We start from the raw sequence: 14,622 nt of genomic DNA, 5'->3' as shown, positions 1-14,622 counted from the left end.
AGCAAGGTTTTATTTTTTAAGCATATATCTCGAATTCGAGATAATTATAATACAGAGGAGAGTTTTCATATGAACGAATTAAAAGGGATGCACCACGTTACGGCTATTACGAGCAGTGCTGAGAAAAACTATGAGTTTTTCACTTATGTACTTGGGATGCGATTGGTCAAAAAAACAGTCAATCAAGATGATATCCAAACCTACCATTTATTCTTTGCGGATGATAAAGGATCTGCCGGAACAGATATGACATTTTTCGACTTCCCGGGAATTCCAAAAGGGACGCATGGCACCAATGAAATTTACAAAACCGCTTTCCGAGTGCCGACAGATGAAGCCTTGGAATATTGGGTGAAGCGTTTCGAAAAATACGAAGTGAAGCACAAAGGCATTAAAGAAGTATTCGGCAAAAAAACTTTATCTTTCGTAGATTTTGACGACCAGCAGTACATGCTGGTATCAGACGAAGGGAATGTGGGAGTGGCTTCCGGAACGCCTTGGCAGAATGGACCTGTGCCTCTAGAGTTCGCCATTACGGGACTTGGGCCCATTCACATCCGCATTGCAGAATTCGATTATTTCAAAGAAGTTCTGGAAAAAGCGATGTTGATGCGCGAAATCGCGAAAGAAGGATCGCTTCATTTATTTGAAGTTGGTGAAGGGGGCAACGGGGCACAAGTGATTGTTGAACACAATACCTTGTTGCCGCGCGGCCAACAAGGATTCGGTACCGTACATCACGCAGCATTCCGTGTAGCGGATACCAATGTTTTGAAAGAATGGATCGACCGGATGCAGCAGCTTGGCTTTAGTACATCCGGCTATGTGGACCGCTTCTTCTTTGAATCGCTGTATGCTCGTGTTGCACAAGGCATTTTATTTGAATGGGCAACAGACGGCCCAGGATTCATGGGAGATGAACCATATGAAACGGTAGGCGAGAAATTATCCTTGCCGCCATTCTTGGAGCCGAAACGCGACGAAATCGAAGCGATGGTTCGCCCGATTGATACTGTCAGAAGCACAAAAACGATTGAAAAAGAATACCTGTAAGGAGAATCACTTATATGAGCTTTCTATCTAAACTATTTGGAAACAAACAACAGGAGGAAACGAAAATGACTAAACTAAACATCGGCATCATCCTAGGATCGACAAGAGAAGGGCGTTTAAGCCCACAAGTAGGGAACTGGGTCAAAGAATTGGCAGATCAACGCGGTGATGCAACTTATACATTGATTGATATTGCTGACTACAAATTGCCATTGCTTGGTGAAAATGGCGGAGACGCCTCTGGAGCTGCTGCATGGTCTGAAGCAGTTGGGGCACAAGACGGATTCGTCTTTATCGTACAGGAATACAACCATTCCATTAGTGCGTCCTTGAAAAACGCATTGGATTATCTGCGTCCGGAATGGAATAACAAAGCGGCTGGAATCGTTTCCTACGGTTCAGTAGGCGGTGCTCGCGCAACTGAACATCTTCGCGGCATTTTAGGCGAATTGATGGTTGCGGACGTTCGTGTCCACCCGGCTCTTTCATTGTTCACTGATTTCGTGAACGGCGCTGAGTTCAAACCGGCACCTGTACAAGCTGACTCGGTGAACCAAATGCTGGATCAAGTAATTCCTTGGTCGACAGCTTTGAAAACCATTCGTTAATAACAACAAAAGCTGTCCCGTATAGCCACATTATGTGGCTAGCGGGGCAGCTTTTTTATTTTCGAATAGGATCTATTATTTTTCCTGCCTCGTCTTGTTTCTCCGATTTAAAACGTCTTGAACCATTGCTAGTTTTGCAGCGCGCAATTTGCGTTCAAACGGGTCTGTCTCAGCTTCCGGTTTGGCAAGGTAATCTTCATTGTATTTGATTTCATAATGAAGGATTTCATCCACTTCTCTTACCGCAAAGCGTTTGGATTGTTCCACTTTCGCTTCAATAATCCCCGCTTCGTATTCCGCTGGATCCCGGCTTTCTATTTCCGAAAGGAGCACATGAATTGCTTTAAGATTTGGATTCTCATATTCCTGCAACCGAGCGAGTCGCGTGTATAATTTCTTATTGCTGAATCTTTTAACACGGCATTTGCAATATCTCATTTTTAATAAGCTCCTCTAATTTTAATTCGGAATTAAAGATCTATTAAATAGTCAAATTCATGATCATTTTCCTCCGTATTTTCCTTCTCGGATCACTTTTCGAAACTTATCCCCATCTTGGACGGCTATGGCTTCTTCCGTGGAAATGCCAGGTATGGAATAATAACTTGTACCTTTTTCAAATTTATTGGAGAAGTTTCCAGTATAAGAGCCCTCTTGATCTGAATAAATAGCAAGCTCTCCAATCTTCTCGCCTACTTCTTCAACAGATTCATCGCTGACCTTATACATATCTTCATTCCATACAACAAAAGAATACGCCCAGTCTGCAGAAGAGTTATTGGTGCAGCCTGTCTCCAAAATGAGTAGACACAAAATCATGAATATAGGTACGCTTTTCTTCATTAAAGCACCTTCTCATAGAAAACTTTGTCATCGGATTTTATAACCACTTTGATTCTTAATAATGAGGATTGAATACATTGCAATTCAATAGTGAGTATTAAGAAAAGTTTAATTTTTTGATTAACTTATTGGATATAATTGGTACAATGATTATATCATTCAACCGCCAATAGAAAAGAGGGCACTGAAAATGGAAATCTCCTTGCATTTATTAAACAGAATGGACACGGAACCATTGCTTGAATTTGAAGCAGAAAATCGGGCTTTTTTTGAAAAATCGGTACCAAGCCGGGGACATGCCTACTATACTCTTAGAGGCTTTGCAGAAAGCCTTCAAAAATTATTAGTGGAACAAGAAAAAGGCTCTTCCAGTTTTTATTTAATAAAAAATGAGGCTGGAAAAATTCTAGGAAGAATTAACTTAGTGGATATTGATAAAGTAAATAGCATTGCAGAAATTGGATTTAGAATAGGCGAAGACTCTATCGGAAAAGGAGTCGGCAATCAAGCGTTAACCCTATTGATACAATCCGATTTGCCTGTAAAGAAAATCAGTGGAAAGACGACAACTGTCAATAAGGCGTCGATGAAATTATTAGAAAAGAATGGTTTCAAACAAACTGGTATTGGTGAAGAAGAGTTCGAGTTGAATGGTGAAAAAATGCGCTTTGTTCATTATTTATGGTGCTGATTAATACCGAAGAGAATCAATAAGTTAGGACCTAATAAAAAGAATTGCGGGAAGGATGGTTTGCATGACTTCAAATGCTCTTTTATTTGCCGGAATAGCGGTATTCTGTCTTTAATCTTAATCGTTTCGAACACACCGATGAGTGCACTTATTGTAACCAATGTGCTATTAGGTCTGATTGCAGGTCAGTTAACAGGCAAAACGCAACGAAAAAACTAATTCAATTATGAACCCGAGTGGAACTGACAAGAGAGATCATGTAAGAATCCTATAGCTTGCAAGGTTTAGTTTTTCAATTTCAATTAAATACAATCGATTATTTTCAGGAGGCAGTTATGAACTATATACAAGAAATGCGGCAGTTAATCGGTTCTCGCATGCTGATGACAATAGGCTGCGGGATCATTCTCGAAGAAAATGGCCAAATTTTGCTGCAGCACCGAAAAGACAAAGACGTTTGGGGAATTCCGGGAGGAGTCATGGAACCGGGAGAAACTTTCGAGGAAACAGCGCTCCGTGAAACCTTCGAAGAAACGGGTTTGAAGGTGGAAAACTTAAAACTGTTCGGCCTTTATTCGGGTGAACAGGGTTTTGCTGAATATGGAAATGGCGATCAAATCTTTAGTGTGCAAATCATTTTTCATGCTACAGATTTTAAAGGGGAGCTAATCCAAGAAGCAGAAGAAAGCCGGGAACATCGGTTCTTTTCTCCAGATGAACTTCCGCATTTGAATGCCCATCAAGCGAGGTTTATTTTGGATTGGGTCCATCAATCAAAACTGCCCATTATAAAGTGAATGCAATAGCAAAATGCTGAACGAAGGGAATGCCGTGATGGACTTGAATGTAGCTGATGTTTAAAAAAACGACTCATTCTAAAAATTTCTTAACCCCAACAGTGCTCCGGACTTGTGGGGAATTTTGCCTTTCCAGGGAAGCACTCATAGCCAAAATCCAAAGCCAAAGGAGACAAACGCCAGAACTGGGGTTTTATCTCCTGAAATCATTAGCGAATAGACCTATAAATTATTTGTATAAGCCGATTGTTTCTTCTAAAAAATGAAGGTATTTCTCGACGAAAGTTTGGGGCTTGAGAATTTTCAATTTGTTTCCAAACCCTGCTAGAAACTGGTAGGCAAAATGATTTTCAGGCAGTTCAATTTCCACCAGATAGGAATCAGCCGATATTTCCGTGACTAAGCTTTGCCCATATCTTTCGATAAACTGATCGCGGATGGCTGCTTCAATTAGGAGCTCTACCTGTACTTTCTTAAGTGATTCACGTTGCATCAATGTCGTTTTCCCTCTATTTTCAAGCCTCGGCTTAAACAATCCTTCCTTTTTCATTTCAATCATTCGCGTAAGTTTAAACGTTCGATAATCGCTGCGCTCGGTGCAATATGCAGAGAGATACCAATCCATCTCATTTAAGTGAAGGCGATAAGGTTCCACTAAGCGAACCGTTCTTTTCCCAAGTTGATCGATATAATCAAATTTAATAAGCCAAGATTTTTCAATCGCTTCTTTGATAAACGAGAGATTTTCCTTAAGTTCACTTCGACCTGTCCAATTATAGAATGTCAGGTCGAGGTTTGCGGATAGATTAGCATTAGCCATCGCCTTAATTTTTTGAATGGTCACTTGAATTTCGGGATCCGTGATGAGCTGGTCATAGCCGTCCAGAGAGACAAGGATGTTCTCCAAATCCTGGCTGTTCAACAAACGTTTGTCAAACTTGTATTCGTTCATCAATCCATAGCCGCCATCAGGCCCGTATTCAGCATAGACGGGTATATTAGCATAGCTCAAGCTTTCCATATCGCGTTGAATCGTTCGCTTAGATACATTAAATAAGCGGCTGAGTTCAGAAGCGGAAACAATTTCTTTTTGCAATAAAATCATGACGATTGAAATGAGCCGTTCAATTTTTTTCATCATTACCTCCTATATACGACATATAGCTGTCGCCTATAACCAATTATACTGTGAATAGAAAAGGGAGGTAGGAAATATGAAAACAATCGCTTATTTACAATTCGAAGGCAAGGCAGAAGAAGCATTATCTTTTTACGAAAAAGCGCTGGCAGCAAAAGTGAAGAAAGTTCGGTTCAGTGCACTTGGTCCGAATCCGAATTTACCATTGACGGAAGAAGAACAAAATATGATTATGGAAGCAAGCGTCGAATTTTTCGGCAATACCTTAATGCTCTCCGATGTTCTGCCAAGTATGCAAGCTGTGACTGGTCCGCTATTGAAAGGAAACGCAATTTTAATAAGCTTAATTGACGGATCTCCGGATGAGAACCGCTCTATCTTTCAAGCGTTGTCAGAAAAAGGCACTGTAATTATGCCATTATCATCTACGCCATGGTCCGACAGTTTCGGCATGCTGGTTGACCGGTTTGGAGTGATATGGAAATTCAACGGTGAGGCAAGCAAATTCTTAGATGGTTTTGTATAAAGGCTTTTGAAAATCAATAAAGTAAATATTCGTATAAAAGAAACGGCTTTCTTAAGCTGTTTCTTTTTTTTTTAATAGAGGAGAAACTGATCCGTAAATGAATTCAATTGGATTGCTGATCACTACCCTAATTTTTTTGATGAGGAAATACTTAGAAAGGGCTGGATTAAATGATAATAAATGGTAAAATTAAATGGATAATTTTAAAAATTCGATTATATATTCTATGATATTTAACCCGCATTTGAGTTTAAAAAGAAGTGCAATTAATTTAAAGAAGAGGAGAAACGGTATTGGGAATGCTACTTGAAATCATTTTAGTTTTGCTGATTTTTTCTACTGCGATTTTTATGCATGAGATGGGACATGCCATTGCCACAATCTTGTTGAATAAAAAAGCAAAGGCAGAAATTTTTATGGGTTCATCAAGCAAAGAGAAAAAGTTGAAATTGAAGCTTGGGAGAATTACCTGTTATCTGACTGTAGCGCTAAACGGATTCTGCAGACAATCAAATTGGCAAGAACTTCCGCTTGCGTCATTTAAACAAAGGTCCTTCTTCCTTTTAGGCGGACCAGTAGCTTCACTAATAGGTTTTGTTCTACTATATATGGCTTCAGCCTATTTTCCAGGTGTAGCTGGCAATATTCTTATTAATCTTGCAGGCGCTAGCTTTTTTCTGTTCGCTACGCCTTTAATTCCATTTAATTACCCCCGTTTTTTAGGCGGTGGACCGAGTGACGGTTTGCAGCTCATGAACTTGATCAAAGAAAATCGGAAACAACGCAACCCCGTTTCTTAATAAACAGCATTGAAAAAGCTGTCCATTTAATTCTACAGAAGAAAAGCATTGCGGCTCTCGTATCGCATTCACAAATAAGGGGTGGCAAGATGGAATTCTTGATTCAAGCAGGGTTTTTTTTAAACCCGATTTTCGCTATCGTTTTTTGCCTGAATTTAGTAGCAATCATTAAAAAAACAAAGAAAGATAAGTATGTGGATACCTCTGCAAATACTTTTTGGCTGACGCTTTCAGCTGTCTATATCACATTTAATATAACGTGGATGTTTGCATTATAATTTGCTTACAGAATAATTTTTATAAAGTCAATATGGTTTTAACTTTAAAATATCGAAAAAAATCATCCAACCGATGGGAGAACAAAAAAGGAAGCTTGCGTAGAACAAGCTTCCTTTTTGATTGCTTCCAATATTTCTGTCAGAATGAAGATTATTATTTCAAGAATTCTTCGGTAGATGTTATTTCGGCATACATCCCTTGGAGTGCGCCGATAAACGCATAGTGTACCTGTTCAGCTGGCACCACTTTATCTTGATACATCAACTCACGGGTCGCACAGGCATCCTCGATCAAAGTCGTTTCGTAGCCCAGATCAACGGCAGCGCGCACAGTTGCATCGATGCACATATGCGTCATCATGCCGACAACCACAAGTTTAGTTATCCCTTTTTCTTTTAATCGGCTTTCCAGATCTGTCTCGAGGAAGCTGTTCGCGAAATGTTTCGTAATAATGCTTTCGTTTTCTAAAGGCTGAACAATTTCGTGGATTTCAGCGCCATCGGTATCCGGAAGGAAGAAGCCCATTGCGGGATTGCTTGCCAGATGCTGAACATGAAAAATATTCTCTTTTTGGTTTGTTCTAAACCATTCCAAAACTTTCGCCGCATTGGCAGCTGCGTTTTCCGCGTTGTGCAGTTCCATCTTTCCATTCGGAAAATAATCATTTTGTATATCGACAACGATCAATGCTGTGCTCATTTTTCCACCTCATTCATAATTTTGGGTACACTTGAATGATATACACGTTCCACTGAATTATCGAGTGGCTGATGAAGCACTTTTTCACTAAATCATTTCATCATGAAAGGAATTGAATATGGAACTTAATGCGATTGATTTTCAAATCCTCCGCTTGCTGTCTGAAAACTCACGTATTCAGTGGAAAGAGCTGGGGGAACAGATCCACATGACCGGCCAGGCTGTCGGGAACCGCATAAAAAAGATGGAGGACAGCGGTGTTATAAAAGCTTATTCGCTTGTGGTAGATGAATTGAAGCTTGGCCTACCCTATACCGCTTTTGTTATCATTTATATGGAAACAGTCGGCCACGGAAAGTTCATTGACTTTCTCAACGAACGGCAGGAAGTGGTTGAAGCACACCGGGTTTCCGGAGAAGGCTGCTACCATTTGACGATAAAAGTGCGATCCCAAGAACAATTGAACCTATTTTTAAATGCTACGCTCAGCTACGGAAATTATGCATTGTATCTTTCCATAAATGAAGTCAAGAAACGGCAATCCGATTTGAATGCCATATAAAGCTGTTCATGGTGATAAAGCAATTTTTCTAATATGCTAGTCAGCTACTGGAAATACTTCAACAAAGGAGTAAATGGATGAATCAAAACAATGAGATTTCGGCAGAAGTAAAAGAGAAGGTTTTAACGAATTATTTCAAAGGTGATTTCACTAACCGTATTGAAGTGTTTCCGAGCAAGGAGAAAAAGAAGCTGATTCTATTGGAGTTTATTGCTGCGCAGTTCGAGCCTCATAGAATGTACTCAGAAAATGAAATGAATGAAATTTTAAAGAAGGTATACCACGATTATGTATCAATCCGAAGATATTTGATTGAATACGGATTTTTGGATCGGAACAAAGACGGCTCTTCCTACTGGCTGAAAGAATAACGCCTAATTGCTTCAAAATGGCAAAGTATCAGTTTCTCAGTCTTATTAAAAACGCTTCTTTATTAATAGAAAATAAAGGTTTAAATACGCAAAACCTTCAAGACGATATCTTTTGGATACTGTACTGAAGGTTTTTTAGTTTAACGGCCTTTTCCATTTAAGTCAATTCTTTGTTTTTATGATAGGAACGTTTCAAAGAAATATAGTTGATGGAAAACAGGAACATCCCTGCTAATAGTGGAACCGCTAAGATGTTTAGCCATTCACTGAGGCTGCTAGGGAATCCACTTAAAAATGAATAGCCGAAGATAAAGATGACGACAAAACCGACTGATTTAATGACAATGACTTTCCGTTCTTTCTTGTACTCCCGTTCCGTTGCGATAGCGGTGAATTCAATTCCGGACAGGACATATCTGCCTAAAACATAAACTGCGAATAATGCGATATGGAGGAATAAGATCGTTTCCGTATCAAAATTGATAAATCGGCTGCAAATGAGCGAAACAATAAGGGCTAAGAAAAGAAGGATCGCTCCTTCTGCGAAAAAGTGAAAAATCTTTTTCTCCTTATATTCGTCTTCCGGCAATAAAAAGGATATCCACGTTTTCATGATCAATCGACCTCCCAAAATAATTCGTCCAGTGTTTTCCCCAGCTCTTTCGATATCGCTATGCAAAGATGAAGGCTGGGATTGTATTCCCCTTTCTCAATTAATCCAATGGTTTGCCTCGTTGCACCGACCCGCTTAGCCAGCTGCTCTTGAGTAATTGCCAATTCCATCCGTGTATACTTCACTCTGTTTTTCATCTCTTCACCTGCACTTTGCAATATATATCTTACATATGTAATTTATATATTACATCAATTCATTGAAATGTCAACTTAACCGTTGCATTAAGAGGTAAATAGGACATGATCAGTCAATCAGAAAAGAGTAGACTAAGTAGTTTTGTCAGAAAGATAGTTTAGTTGGAATATTAGATCTTGGTTTTATTTGGTATATTTAATAAGTGAAAAAACGCAAACCAGCGACTATAAGGGGGGAACAAAATGGAGATAAAGAAACCGAATGATATTCTAATGGAAACGATCCTATCGCTCTCACCTCAAGCCATATACGATGGCACGATGGGAGAGGTCATGCCCACTGATGAGAAAATCAAACTGCTTGTGCAGCCGTTGTTGGATAAGGGATGCTTTTACTTAGCGGCGGCAGAAGGAGAACAGCTTTTGGGGTGGATTCTCTTGGGGACAAGTAAGGACCCATTCACTGAAATAAGAAATGGTTTTATCTATGAATTATTTGTGTTAAAGGAATTCAGAGGGAAAGGATATTCCAAATCTTTAATGGAGGCAGCTTTCACCTATTTTCAACAAGAAGGCTATACGGAAGTGCGCCTTAGTGCGAAAGCCGATAATCCAGCGGTGAAACTATATGAACATCTGGGATTCAAAACGAGAACTGTTTCCATGAGCTTGAAACTATAGATGAAGCCACTCACCTATTAGTAAGGAAACCATAGAAAGAGGAGATAGGATGGAAGTTTGGGATTTAGTAGATGAGCGGAGAAAACCGATAGGTAAATTACATACAAGGGGAAAAGCACAGCAGTCAGGAGAATATCATGTGGTCGTGGAAATTTTAACCGTGAACGCGGATGGCCGAATTCTCTTGACTCAAAGGGATGCGGCAAAAACGTATCCGCTCCTTTGGGAAACGACCGGAGGCTCCGTGACTTCAGGTGAATCGAGCCTAAAAGGAGCACTGCGTGAACTCGAGGAAGAGACAGGGCTTGTTGCGGGGGAAGAAGAGCTGCAACTGCTTGGGGAAATGAAATACGGCAATTATTTCTTGGATAGCTACGTATGGAAAAGAAAGACAGCGATTCAACCTGAAGACCTAATCTTGCAGCCCGGTGAAGTTTGCGGCGCAAAACTGGTGACTTTGGCAGAGTTTGAAGAAATGGTTCAACAAGGGCTTGTCGTATCAAGGATCTGGGACCGGTTCCAGGTGAATCGGCACCAGATTATGCCATACTTGCGCCAACAGAATTCGGAAGGGGTGATTTAATGAAACTCAAAGGAAAAACAGCGATCGTGACTGGTGCGAGCCGACTCGATGGAATCGGTGCAGCCATCTGCCTGGAACTTGCCAGAAATGGCTGCGATCTGTTTTTTACTTATTGGACAGCTTATGATCAGGAAATGCCTTGGGGAATCGAAGCGAATGAGCCGCAGAGGCTGCTAGAGGAACTGAAAAAAATCGGGGTAAAAGCGAAAGCGCTGGAGTTGGATCTAGCGCAGCCCGATGCGGCGGCCATTTTAATGGAGATAGTTGTTCGTGAAATGGGTTCTCCTGATATTTTAATCAACAACGCCGCTTACTCAACTACCGGCCATTTTACCGAGTTGACCGCTGAAGTATGGGACCGCCATTACGCAGTGAATATGCGGGGAACGGCACTTTTATGCAGTCAATTCGCTAAGTCTTTTAAGAAAAAAACAGGCGGGCGCATCATCAATCTTAGTTCCGGCCAGTTTCAAGGGGCAATGCCAGGTGAACTGGCCTATGCCTCGACAAAAGGAGCGATAGATGCCATGACCATTACGTTGGCGGCGGAAACTGCAGCTCTTGGCATCACAGTCAATGCTATCAATCCAGGACCGACGGACACGGGCTGGATGGACGAAAACTTGAAAGAGCACTTAAAAGAGCGGTTTCCTTTTGGCAGACTCGGCAAACCTCATGATGCGGCCAAATTGGTCCAGTTTCTCGCAAGTCCCGATGCGGAATGGATTACAGGACAGATCATTCATTCGGAAGGCGGATTTATCCGGTAAACCGACACAAAACGCCTGCTGGCACTCCAGCAGGCGTTTTGTTGTTTAGCCGACATTATTCGGATAACTGTTTAAAGGATGGTCCGGCAAATCCAGCTCATCCAAAATGCGCGTGATATGCTTTTCCATCCGCTCTTTAGCAAGAACCGAATTCCGGATGGAAATGGCTTCAAATAATTCCGCATGTTCGATAAAAGTATCTTCATAGCGGTCTACATCCATAAACCGGTGAGTTCGGGTCGCGCGGATGGAATCTTCCATTTTTTCCGCTAAAGACTGAACGAGATTGATCAATAGCGGGTTATGGGAAGCTTCGACAATCCGCTGATGAAAATGCAAATCCGCTTTGATCCCTTTTTCAGCATCGTACAGTGAGCTCTTCATCTCATCGAGTGCTTGTTTAATTTTGGCTAAATCAGCCGGAACTGCTCGAACAGAAGCAAGCGATATGGCTTCGATTTCGAGAGCGCGCCGAAGCTCGAGCATATCCACAACGAGATGGCTTTCCGCTTCTACGATGGAGTCGGAAAGGAGCTGGCTGACTTTTTCGACTTCGCTTGTATTGATATAGCTTCCTCCGCCTTGGCGAATAATGATTGCACCGGTCAATTCAAGCTGTTGCAGCGCTTCACGGACAGAAGAGCGGCTTACGCCGAACCGGCTCGCAAGTTCACGTTCTGACGGCAATTTTGAACCAGGTTGCAAGTCGCCTTTCAAAAAGAATTCTTCAATTTTTTCCGCAATAATCTGCGAAGTTTTTTTCTTTCCAGAACCCATGCATTTCGCTCCTCTTTTTGAACCTTTAGTTCTTCCACCTTATCAACTTCTAAAATAATAATCAATAAATTAAAATAATCATTGAAAAATTCAGATTAATCGGTATAATAAATTTTATTGGTCGGACCAATTGCAACGAATATATTTTTACAGACAAGTAAGGGGTTGAGCGGTAATGCTAATTCAAGAAATTGAACAGGTTATGGATGCTTTACATACGAAGTTAAGAGAAGACCAAATCACGATTAATGAAACCGTCCGGGAATTGCACGGAAGGGATGAATCCTACCATCAGCAGAAATTGCCGGATATCGTTGTATTTCCGGATACGGCTGAAGATGTCGTAAACATAATGGGAATTTCAAAAAATCTGCAAGTCCCAATCGTTCCTTTTGGACTCGGTTCAAGCCTGGAAGGGCATGTGATTCCAGATAAAGGCGGCATTACAATCGATTTTTCGGGGATGAATCAGGTTTTGGAAGTGCTCGAAAATGATTTTTTAGTGAAAGTTCAACCGGGGGTCACGCGTTCCCAGCTGAATAAAGAATTAAAGAAATACGGATTGTTCTTTCCGGTTGATCCTGGAGCGGACGCGACACTAGGTGGAATGGCAGCGACCAATGCCAGTGGGACGACTTCAGTCAAGTACGGTGTCATGCGTGACCAGGTCCGGGATTTGGAAGTTGTTTTGGCTGATGGAACAGTCATCCATACTGGCAACAAGGCGGCCAAGTCCTCGTCTGGATTGCATTTAAACGGTTTGTTTACCGGATCGGAAGGCACGCTTGGCTGCTTTACGGAATTGACATTGAAAGTCTACGGAATTCCAGAACATGTGTCGGCTGCCCGGGCATCTTTTCCAACGGTCAAAGACGCGGTAGAAGCAGTCGTCTCGATTTTACAGGCAGGAATTCCAATTGCGAGAGTGGAACTGGTCGATGAAGTCTCGATTCGGCAAGTAAATCTGTTCAGTGAAACGGATTATGCCGAAAAGCCGACCTTATTCCTCGAGTTCCATGGCAATGAAGCAGGGTTAAAACAAGATATCGCGTTCATGAACGAAATTGTCGAGGGGCACCAATGTGAAAGCATCGAGTTTGAAACGGACAATGCAGGCCGCAACCGGCTATGGGAAGCACGCCATAATTTGGCTTACGCCTTTATCCACGGGAATCCTGGGAAAAAGATGATGGTGACGGATGTATGTCTTCCCATTTCGGAACTGGCAGGCGCAGTAGCCGATGCCCGCGAGAAAGTATTTGCGCTCGGGATGGTCGGCGGCATTGTCGGGCACGTCGGGGACGGGAATTTCCATGTCTTGTTGATGATGGATATGAATGATCCAGCTGAAGTGGCAAAAGCGCAATTGCTGAATGAACAAATCGTTTTGTATGCTTTAGAGCGCGGCGGCACATGCACCGGCGAACATGGGGTTGGCATCGGCAAACAAAAATACCAGCAGCAAGAACACGGAGCTGCACTGCTCGTCATGGAACGCATCAAACAGGCCTTGGACCCGGACAACCGGTTAAATCCAAATAAACTGATCAAGCAAGAAACGAGAGGAGCGGTCCAATGAAAGTTTTAGAATCCATCAGTAATTTTGCCGGGAAATATTTTGCGGTTTGGGTCATCCTAATCGCCCTAATCGCGTTTTTACTCCCAGATCCGTTTCTTCCGCTCGGGGCATACATCACCATATTGCTTGGAATTGTCATGTTCGGTATGGGGTTAACGTTGAAGCCGGTCGATTTTAAAATTGTCTTGACCCGGCCGCTTCCCGTTATCATTGGCGTTGCCGCCCAGTTCATCATCATGCCGCTCGCTGCCTTTGCCATTGCGAAAGTGTTAAACCTTCCACCGGAACTTGCGGCGGGATTAGTGCTCCTTGGTTGTGTACCGGGCGGAACCGCTTCAAACGTAATGGTATATTTAGCAAAAGGAAATCTGGCGTTGTCCGTTGCGATGACTTCACTTTCTACTTTGCTTGCACCGATCATGACACCGCTATTGCTGCTGCTTCTAGCAGGGCAATGGCTGCCTGTTGATCCGGTTTCGATGTTCATGTCCATTATTCAAGTGATCATCATCCCGATTGCTTTAGGTTTCATGGTTCAGCGCTTCTTGCCAAAAGCAGTTGAAAAAAGCATCACCATCGTTCCACTGATTTCTGTACTGGCGATTCTAATTATCGTTTCTGCAGTGACGGCTGCCAATGCTGGGAATGTCGTCAGTTCAGGAGCCGTCGTCTTTTTTGCCGTATTCCTTCATAACGGCTTCGGATTGCTTTTAGGGTATTTGACCGCTTTGGCACTAGGGTTGAACGAAACCGACCGACGTGCCATTTCATTGGAAGTCGGGATGCAAAATTCCGGACTCGGCGTTGCTTTAGCTACAGCGCATTTCAGTCCACTTGCAGCACTTCCAAGCGTCTGGGGTGCGATTTGGCATAATATTTCCGGTCCGATTCTTGCAACCATCTGGTCGAAGAAACCGGCAGCTGCCATTGAAGCAGATCGAGTAAAGAATCTTCAAACCGTACCAAAAGCAACTCTTGATAAATAAGATCCTTAGCGCTTATCTTGACATCTGGCCAAGCCGGAATTCAAGATAAGCTTTTTTTATGAATGCAGT

Annotated in this window: 21 protein-coding genes; 14 read left to right on the top strand and 7 right to left on the bottom strand. The window is 42.1% G+C overall.

Annotation, left to right across the window (positions count from 1 at the left end; translation table 11 throughout):
* The first annotated feature begins 69 nt into the window (after positions 1 to 69).
* Complete coding sequence (locus L0M13_RS09665) at positions 70 to 1,053, top strand: ring-cleaving dioxygenase (protein WP_235196301.1); 984 nt, start codon at positions 70 to 72, stop codon at positions 1,051 to 1,053.
* A gap of 14 nt (positions 1,054 to 1,067) precedes the next feature.
* The gene (locus L0M13_RS09660) at positions 1,068 to 1,661 is read left to right on the top strand and encodes an NADPH-dependent FMN reductase (RefSeq protein ID WP_235196300.1); all 594 of its coding nucleotides are present in this window, start codon (positions 1,068 to 1,070) and stop codon (positions 1,659 to 1,661) included.
* A 75-nt stretch (positions 1,662 to 1,736) separates the two neighbouring features.
* Here the strand turns inward: L0M13_RS09660 and L0M13_RS09655 are convergent, their stop codons facing one another.
* On the bottom strand, positions 1,737 to 2,099 hold the full coding sequence (locus L0M13_RS09655; protein WP_235196299.1) for a hypothetical protein: 363 nt from the start codon (positions 2,097 to 2,099) through the stop codon (positions 1,737 to 1,739).
* Positions 2,100 to 2,162: 63 nt separating this feature from the next.
* The gene (locus L0M13_RS09650; protein ID WP_235196298.1) at positions 2,163 to 2,504 is read right to left on the bottom strand and encodes a hypothetical protein; all 342 of its coding nucleotides are present in this window, start codon (positions 2,502 to 2,504) and stop codon (positions 2,163 to 2,165) included.
* 190 nt (positions 2,505 to 2,694) lie between these two features.
* Between L0M13_RS09650 and L0M13_RS09645 the strand changes: the two genes are divergently transcribed.
* Both L0M13_RS09645 and L0M13_RS09640 read left to right on the top strand, forming a co-directional pair.
* Positions 2,695 to 3,195, top strand: coding sequence for a GNAT family N-acetyltransferase (locus L0M13_RS09645; protein ID WP_235196297.1), 501 nt, complete (start codon positions 2,695 to 2,697; stop codon positions 3,193 to 3,195).
* 335 nt (positions 3,196 to 3,530) lie between these two features.
* The gene (locus tag L0M13_RS09640; RefSeq protein WP_235196296.1) at positions 3,531 to 3,992 is read left to right on the top strand and encodes an NUDIX hydrolase; all 462 of its coding nucleotides are present in this window, start codon (positions 3,531 to 3,533) and stop codon (positions 3,990 to 3,992) included.
* A gap of 229 nt (positions 3,993 to 4,221) precedes the next feature.
* Here L0M13_RS09640 and L0M13_RS09635 read toward each other — a convergent pair whose 3' ends face one another.
* Positions 4,222 to 5,130, bottom strand: a complete 909-nt coding sequence (locus L0M13_RS09635) for a helix-turn-helix transcriptional regulator (protein WP_235196295.1) — start codon at positions 5,128 to 5,130, stop codon at positions 4,222 to 4,224.
* Positions 5,131 to 5,206: 76 nt separating this feature from the next.
* Between L0M13_RS09635 and L0M13_RS09630 the strand changes: the two genes are divergently transcribed.
* The 3 genes from L0M13_RS09630 (at position 5,207) to L0M13_RS09620 (ending at position 6,734) form a co-directional block, all read left to right on the top strand.
* Positions 5,207 to 5,656, top strand: coding sequence for a VOC family protein (locus L0M13_RS09630; RefSeq protein ID WP_235196294.1), 450 nt, complete (start codon positions 5,207 to 5,209; stop codon positions 5,654 to 5,656).
* A gap of 299 nt (positions 5,657 to 5,955) precedes the next feature.
* On the top strand, positions 5,956 to 6,456 hold the full coding sequence (locus L0M13_RS09625; RefSeq protein WP_235199300.1) for a site-2 protease family protein: 501 nt from the start codon (positions 5,956 to 5,958) through the stop codon (positions 6,454 to 6,456).
* A gap of 89 nt (positions 6,457 to 6,545) precedes the next feature.
* Positions 6,546 to 6,734, top strand: a complete 189-nt coding sequence (locus L0M13_RS09620; protein WP_235196293.1) for a hypothetical protein — start codon at positions 6,546 to 6,548, stop codon at positions 6,732 to 6,734.
* Positions 6,735 to 6,888: 154 nt separating this feature from the next.
* Here the strand turns inward: L0M13_RS09620 and L0M13_RS09615 are convergent, their stop codons facing one another.
* A complete protein-coding gene (locus L0M13_RS09615) occupies positions 6,889 to 7,434 on the bottom strand; it encodes a cysteine hydrolase family protein (protein WP_235196292.1) in 546 nt (181 codons plus the stop codon).
* Positions 7,435 to 7,552: 118 nt separating this feature from the next.
* Here L0M13_RS09615 and L0M13_RS09610 point away from each other — a divergent pair, with 118 nt between their 5' ends.
* Both L0M13_RS09610 and L0M13_RS09605 read left to right on the top strand, forming a co-directional pair.
* A complete protein-coding gene (locus L0M13_RS09610) occupies positions 7,553 to 7,996 on the top strand; it encodes an Lrp/AsnC family transcriptional regulator (protein WP_235196291.1) in 444 nt (147 codons plus the stop codon).
* A 77-nt stretch (positions 7,997 to 8,073) separates the two neighbouring features.
* Positions 8,074 to 8,367 (top strand): DUF2087 domain-containing protein, encoded by a 294-nt coding sequence (locus L0M13_RS09605; protein ID WP_235196290.1) that lies wholly within the window; start codon positions 8,074 to 8,076, stop codon positions 8,365 to 8,367.
* A 157-nt stretch (positions 8,368 to 8,524) separates the two neighbouring features.
* Here L0M13_RS09605 and L0M13_RS09600 read toward each other — a convergent pair whose 3' ends face one another.
* Positions 8,525 to 8,980 (bottom strand): DUF3278 domain-containing protein, encoded by a 456-nt coding sequence (locus tag L0M13_RS09600; RefSeq protein WP_235196289.1) that lies wholly within the window; start codon positions 8,978 to 8,980, stop codon positions 8,525 to 8,527.
* Positions 8,981 to 8,982: 2 nt separating this feature from the next.
* The gene (locus L0M13_RS09595) at positions 8,983 to 9,177 is read right to left on the bottom strand and encodes a helix-turn-helix transcriptional regulator (RefSeq protein WP_235196288.1); all 195 of its coding nucleotides are present in this window, start codon (positions 9,175 to 9,177) and stop codon (positions 8,983 to 8,985) included.
* A 243-nt stretch (positions 9,178 to 9,420) separates the two neighbouring features.
* Between L0M13_RS09595 and L0M13_RS09590 the strand changes: the two genes are divergently transcribed.
* From L0M13_RS09590 to L0M13_RS09580, 3 genes are read left to right on the top strand one after another with little or no spacing between them, the layout of a single operon-like run.
* Positions 9,421 to 9,858: a GNAT family N-acetyltransferase gene (locus tag L0M13_RS09590; protein WP_235196286.1), complete on the top strand. Its 438-nt coding sequence runs from the start codon at positions 9,421 to 9,423 to the stop codon at positions 9,856 to 9,858.
* Positions 9,859 to 9,907: 49 nt separating this feature from the next.
* Positions 9,908 to 10,441 (top strand): NUDIX hydrolase, encoded by a 534-nt coding sequence (locus L0M13_RS09585; RefSeq protein WP_235196285.1) that lies wholly within the window; start codon positions 9,908 to 9,910, stop codon positions 10,439 to 10,441.
* The gene (locus L0M13_RS09580; protein ID WP_235196284.1) at positions 10,441 to 11,211 is read left to right on the top strand and encodes an SDR family oxidoreductase; all 771 of its coding nucleotides are present in this window, start codon (positions 10,441 to 10,443) and stop codon (positions 11,209 to 11,211) included. Before L0M13_RS09585 ends, L0M13_RS09580 begins: the two co-directional genes overlap by 1 nt.
* Before the next feature lie 45 nt (positions 11,212 to 11,256).
* Here the strand turns inward: L0M13_RS09580 and L0M13_RS09575 are convergent, their stop codons facing one another.
* Positions 11,257 to 11,988, bottom strand: a complete 732-nt coding sequence (locus L0M13_RS09575; RefSeq protein WP_235196283.1) for a FadR/GntR family transcriptional regulator — start codon at positions 11,986 to 11,988, stop codon at positions 11,257 to 11,259.
* Between the two features lie 175 nt (positions 11,989 to 12,163).
* Here L0M13_RS09575 and L0M13_RS09570 point away from each other — a divergent pair, with 175 nt between their 5' ends.
* Positions 12,164 to 13,567, top strand: coding sequence for an FAD-binding oxidoreductase (locus L0M13_RS09570; RefSeq protein ID WP_235196282.1), 1,404 nt, complete (start codon positions 12,164 to 12,166; stop codon positions 13,565 to 13,567).
* Positions 13,564 to 14,553, top strand: a complete 990-nt coding sequence (locus L0M13_RS09565) for a bile acid:sodium symporter family protein (RefSeq protein ID WP_235196281.1) — start codon at positions 13,564 to 13,566, stop codon at positions 14,551 to 14,553. The genes L0M13_RS09570 and L0M13_RS09565 overlap by 4 nt, the downstream gene beginning before the upstream one ends.
* The last annotated feature ends 69 nt before the right edge of the window (positions 14,554 to 14,622 follow it).

Source organism: Planococcus sp. 107-1 (assembly GCF_021513255.1).
Classification (GTDB): Bacteria; Bacillota; Bacilli; order Bacillales_A; family Planococcaceae; genus Planococcus.
The sequence above is the reverse complement of the archived record's forward strand: the minus strand, read 5'-3'. Positions and strand labels throughout refer to the sequence as shown.

What these genes read in the sequence shown, in the direction of transcription:
- L0M13_RS09665 (WP_235196301.1), top strand. Translation starts at nt 70, where the DNA reads ATGAACGAATTAAAAGGGATGCACCACGTTACGGCTATTACGAGCAGT.
- L0M13_RS09660 (WP_235196300.1), top strand. Translation starts at nt 1,068, where the DNA reads ATGAGCTTTCTATCTAAACTATTTGGAAACAAACAACAGGAGGAAACG.
- L0M13_RS09655 (WP_235196299.1), bottom strand. Translation starts at nt 2,099, where the DNA reads ATGAGATATTGCAAATGCCGTGTTAAAAGATTCAGCAATAAGAAATTA.
- L0M13_RS09650 (WP_235196298.1), bottom strand. Translation starts at nt 2,504, where the DNA reads ATGAAGAAAAGCGTACCTATATTCATGATTTTGTGTCTACTCATTTTG.
- L0M13_RS09645 (WP_235196297.1), top strand. Translation starts at nt 2,695, where the DNA reads ATGGAAATCTCCTTGCATTTATTAAACAGAATGGACACGGAACCATTG.
- L0M13_RS09640 (WP_235196296.1), top strand. Translation starts at nt 3,531, where the DNA reads ATGAACTATATACAAGAAATGCGGCAGTTAATCGGTTCTCGCATGCTG.
- L0M13_RS09635 (WP_235196295.1), bottom strand. Translation starts at nt 5,130, where the DNA reads ATGAAAAAAATTGAACGGCTCATTTCAATCGTCATGATTTTATTGCAA.
- L0M13_RS09630 (WP_235196294.1), top strand. Translation starts at nt 5,207, where the DNA reads ATGAAAACAATCGCTTATTTACAATTCGAAGGCAAGGCAGAAGAAGCA.
- L0M13_RS09625 (WP_235199300.1), top strand. Translation starts at nt 5,956, where the DNA reads ATGCTACTTGAAATCATTTTAGTTTTGCTGATTTTTTCTACTGCGATT.
- L0M13_RS09620 (WP_235196293.1), top strand. Translation starts at nt 6,546, where the DNA reads ATGGAATTCTTGATTCAAGCAGGGTTTTTTTTAAACCCGATTTTCGCT.
- L0M13_RS09615 (WP_235196292.1), bottom strand. Translation starts at nt 7,434, where the DNA reads ATGAGCACAGCATTGATCGTTGTCGATATACAAAATGATTATTTTCCG.
- L0M13_RS09610 (WP_235196291.1), top strand. Translation starts at nt 7,553, where the DNA reads ATGGAACTTAATGCGATTGATTTTCAAATCCTCCGCTTGCTGTCTGAA.
- L0M13_RS09605 (WP_235196290.1), top strand. Translation starts at nt 8,074, where the DNA reads ATGAATCAAAACAATGAGATTTCGGCAGAAGTAAAAGAGAAGGTTTTA.
- L0M13_RS09600 (WP_235196289.1), bottom strand. Translation starts at nt 8,980, where the DNA reads ATGAAAACGTGGATATCCTTTTTATTGCCGGAAGACGAATATAAGGAG.
- L0M13_RS09595 (WP_235196288.1), bottom strand. Translation starts at nt 9,177, where the DNA reads ATGAAAAACAGAGTGAAGTATACACGGATGGAATTGGCAATTACTCAA.
- L0M13_RS09590 (WP_235196286.1), top strand. Translation starts at nt 9,421, where the DNA reads ATGGAGATAAAGAAACCGAATGATATTCTAATGGAAACGATCCTATCG.
- L0M13_RS09585 (WP_235196285.1), top strand. Translation starts at nt 9,908, where the DNA reads ATGGAAGTTTGGGATTTAGTAGATGAGCGGAGAAAACCGATAGGTAAA.
- L0M13_RS09580 (WP_235196284.1), top strand. Translation starts at nt 10,441, where the DNA reads ATGAAACTCAAAGGAAAAACAGCGATCGTGACTGGTGCGAGCCGACTC.
- L0M13_RS09575 (WP_235196283.1), bottom strand. Translation starts at nt 11,988, where the DNA reads ATGGGTTCTGGAAAGAAAAAAACTTCGCAGATTATTGCGGAAAAAATT.
- L0M13_RS09570 (WP_235196282.1), top strand. Translation starts at nt 12,164, where the DNA reads ATGCTAATTCAAGAAATTGAACAGGTTATGGATGCTTTACATACGAAG.
- L0M13_RS09565 (WP_235196281.1), top strand. Translation starts at nt 13,564, where the DNA reads ATGAAAGTTTTAGAATCCATCAGTAATTTTGCCGGGAAATATTTTGCG.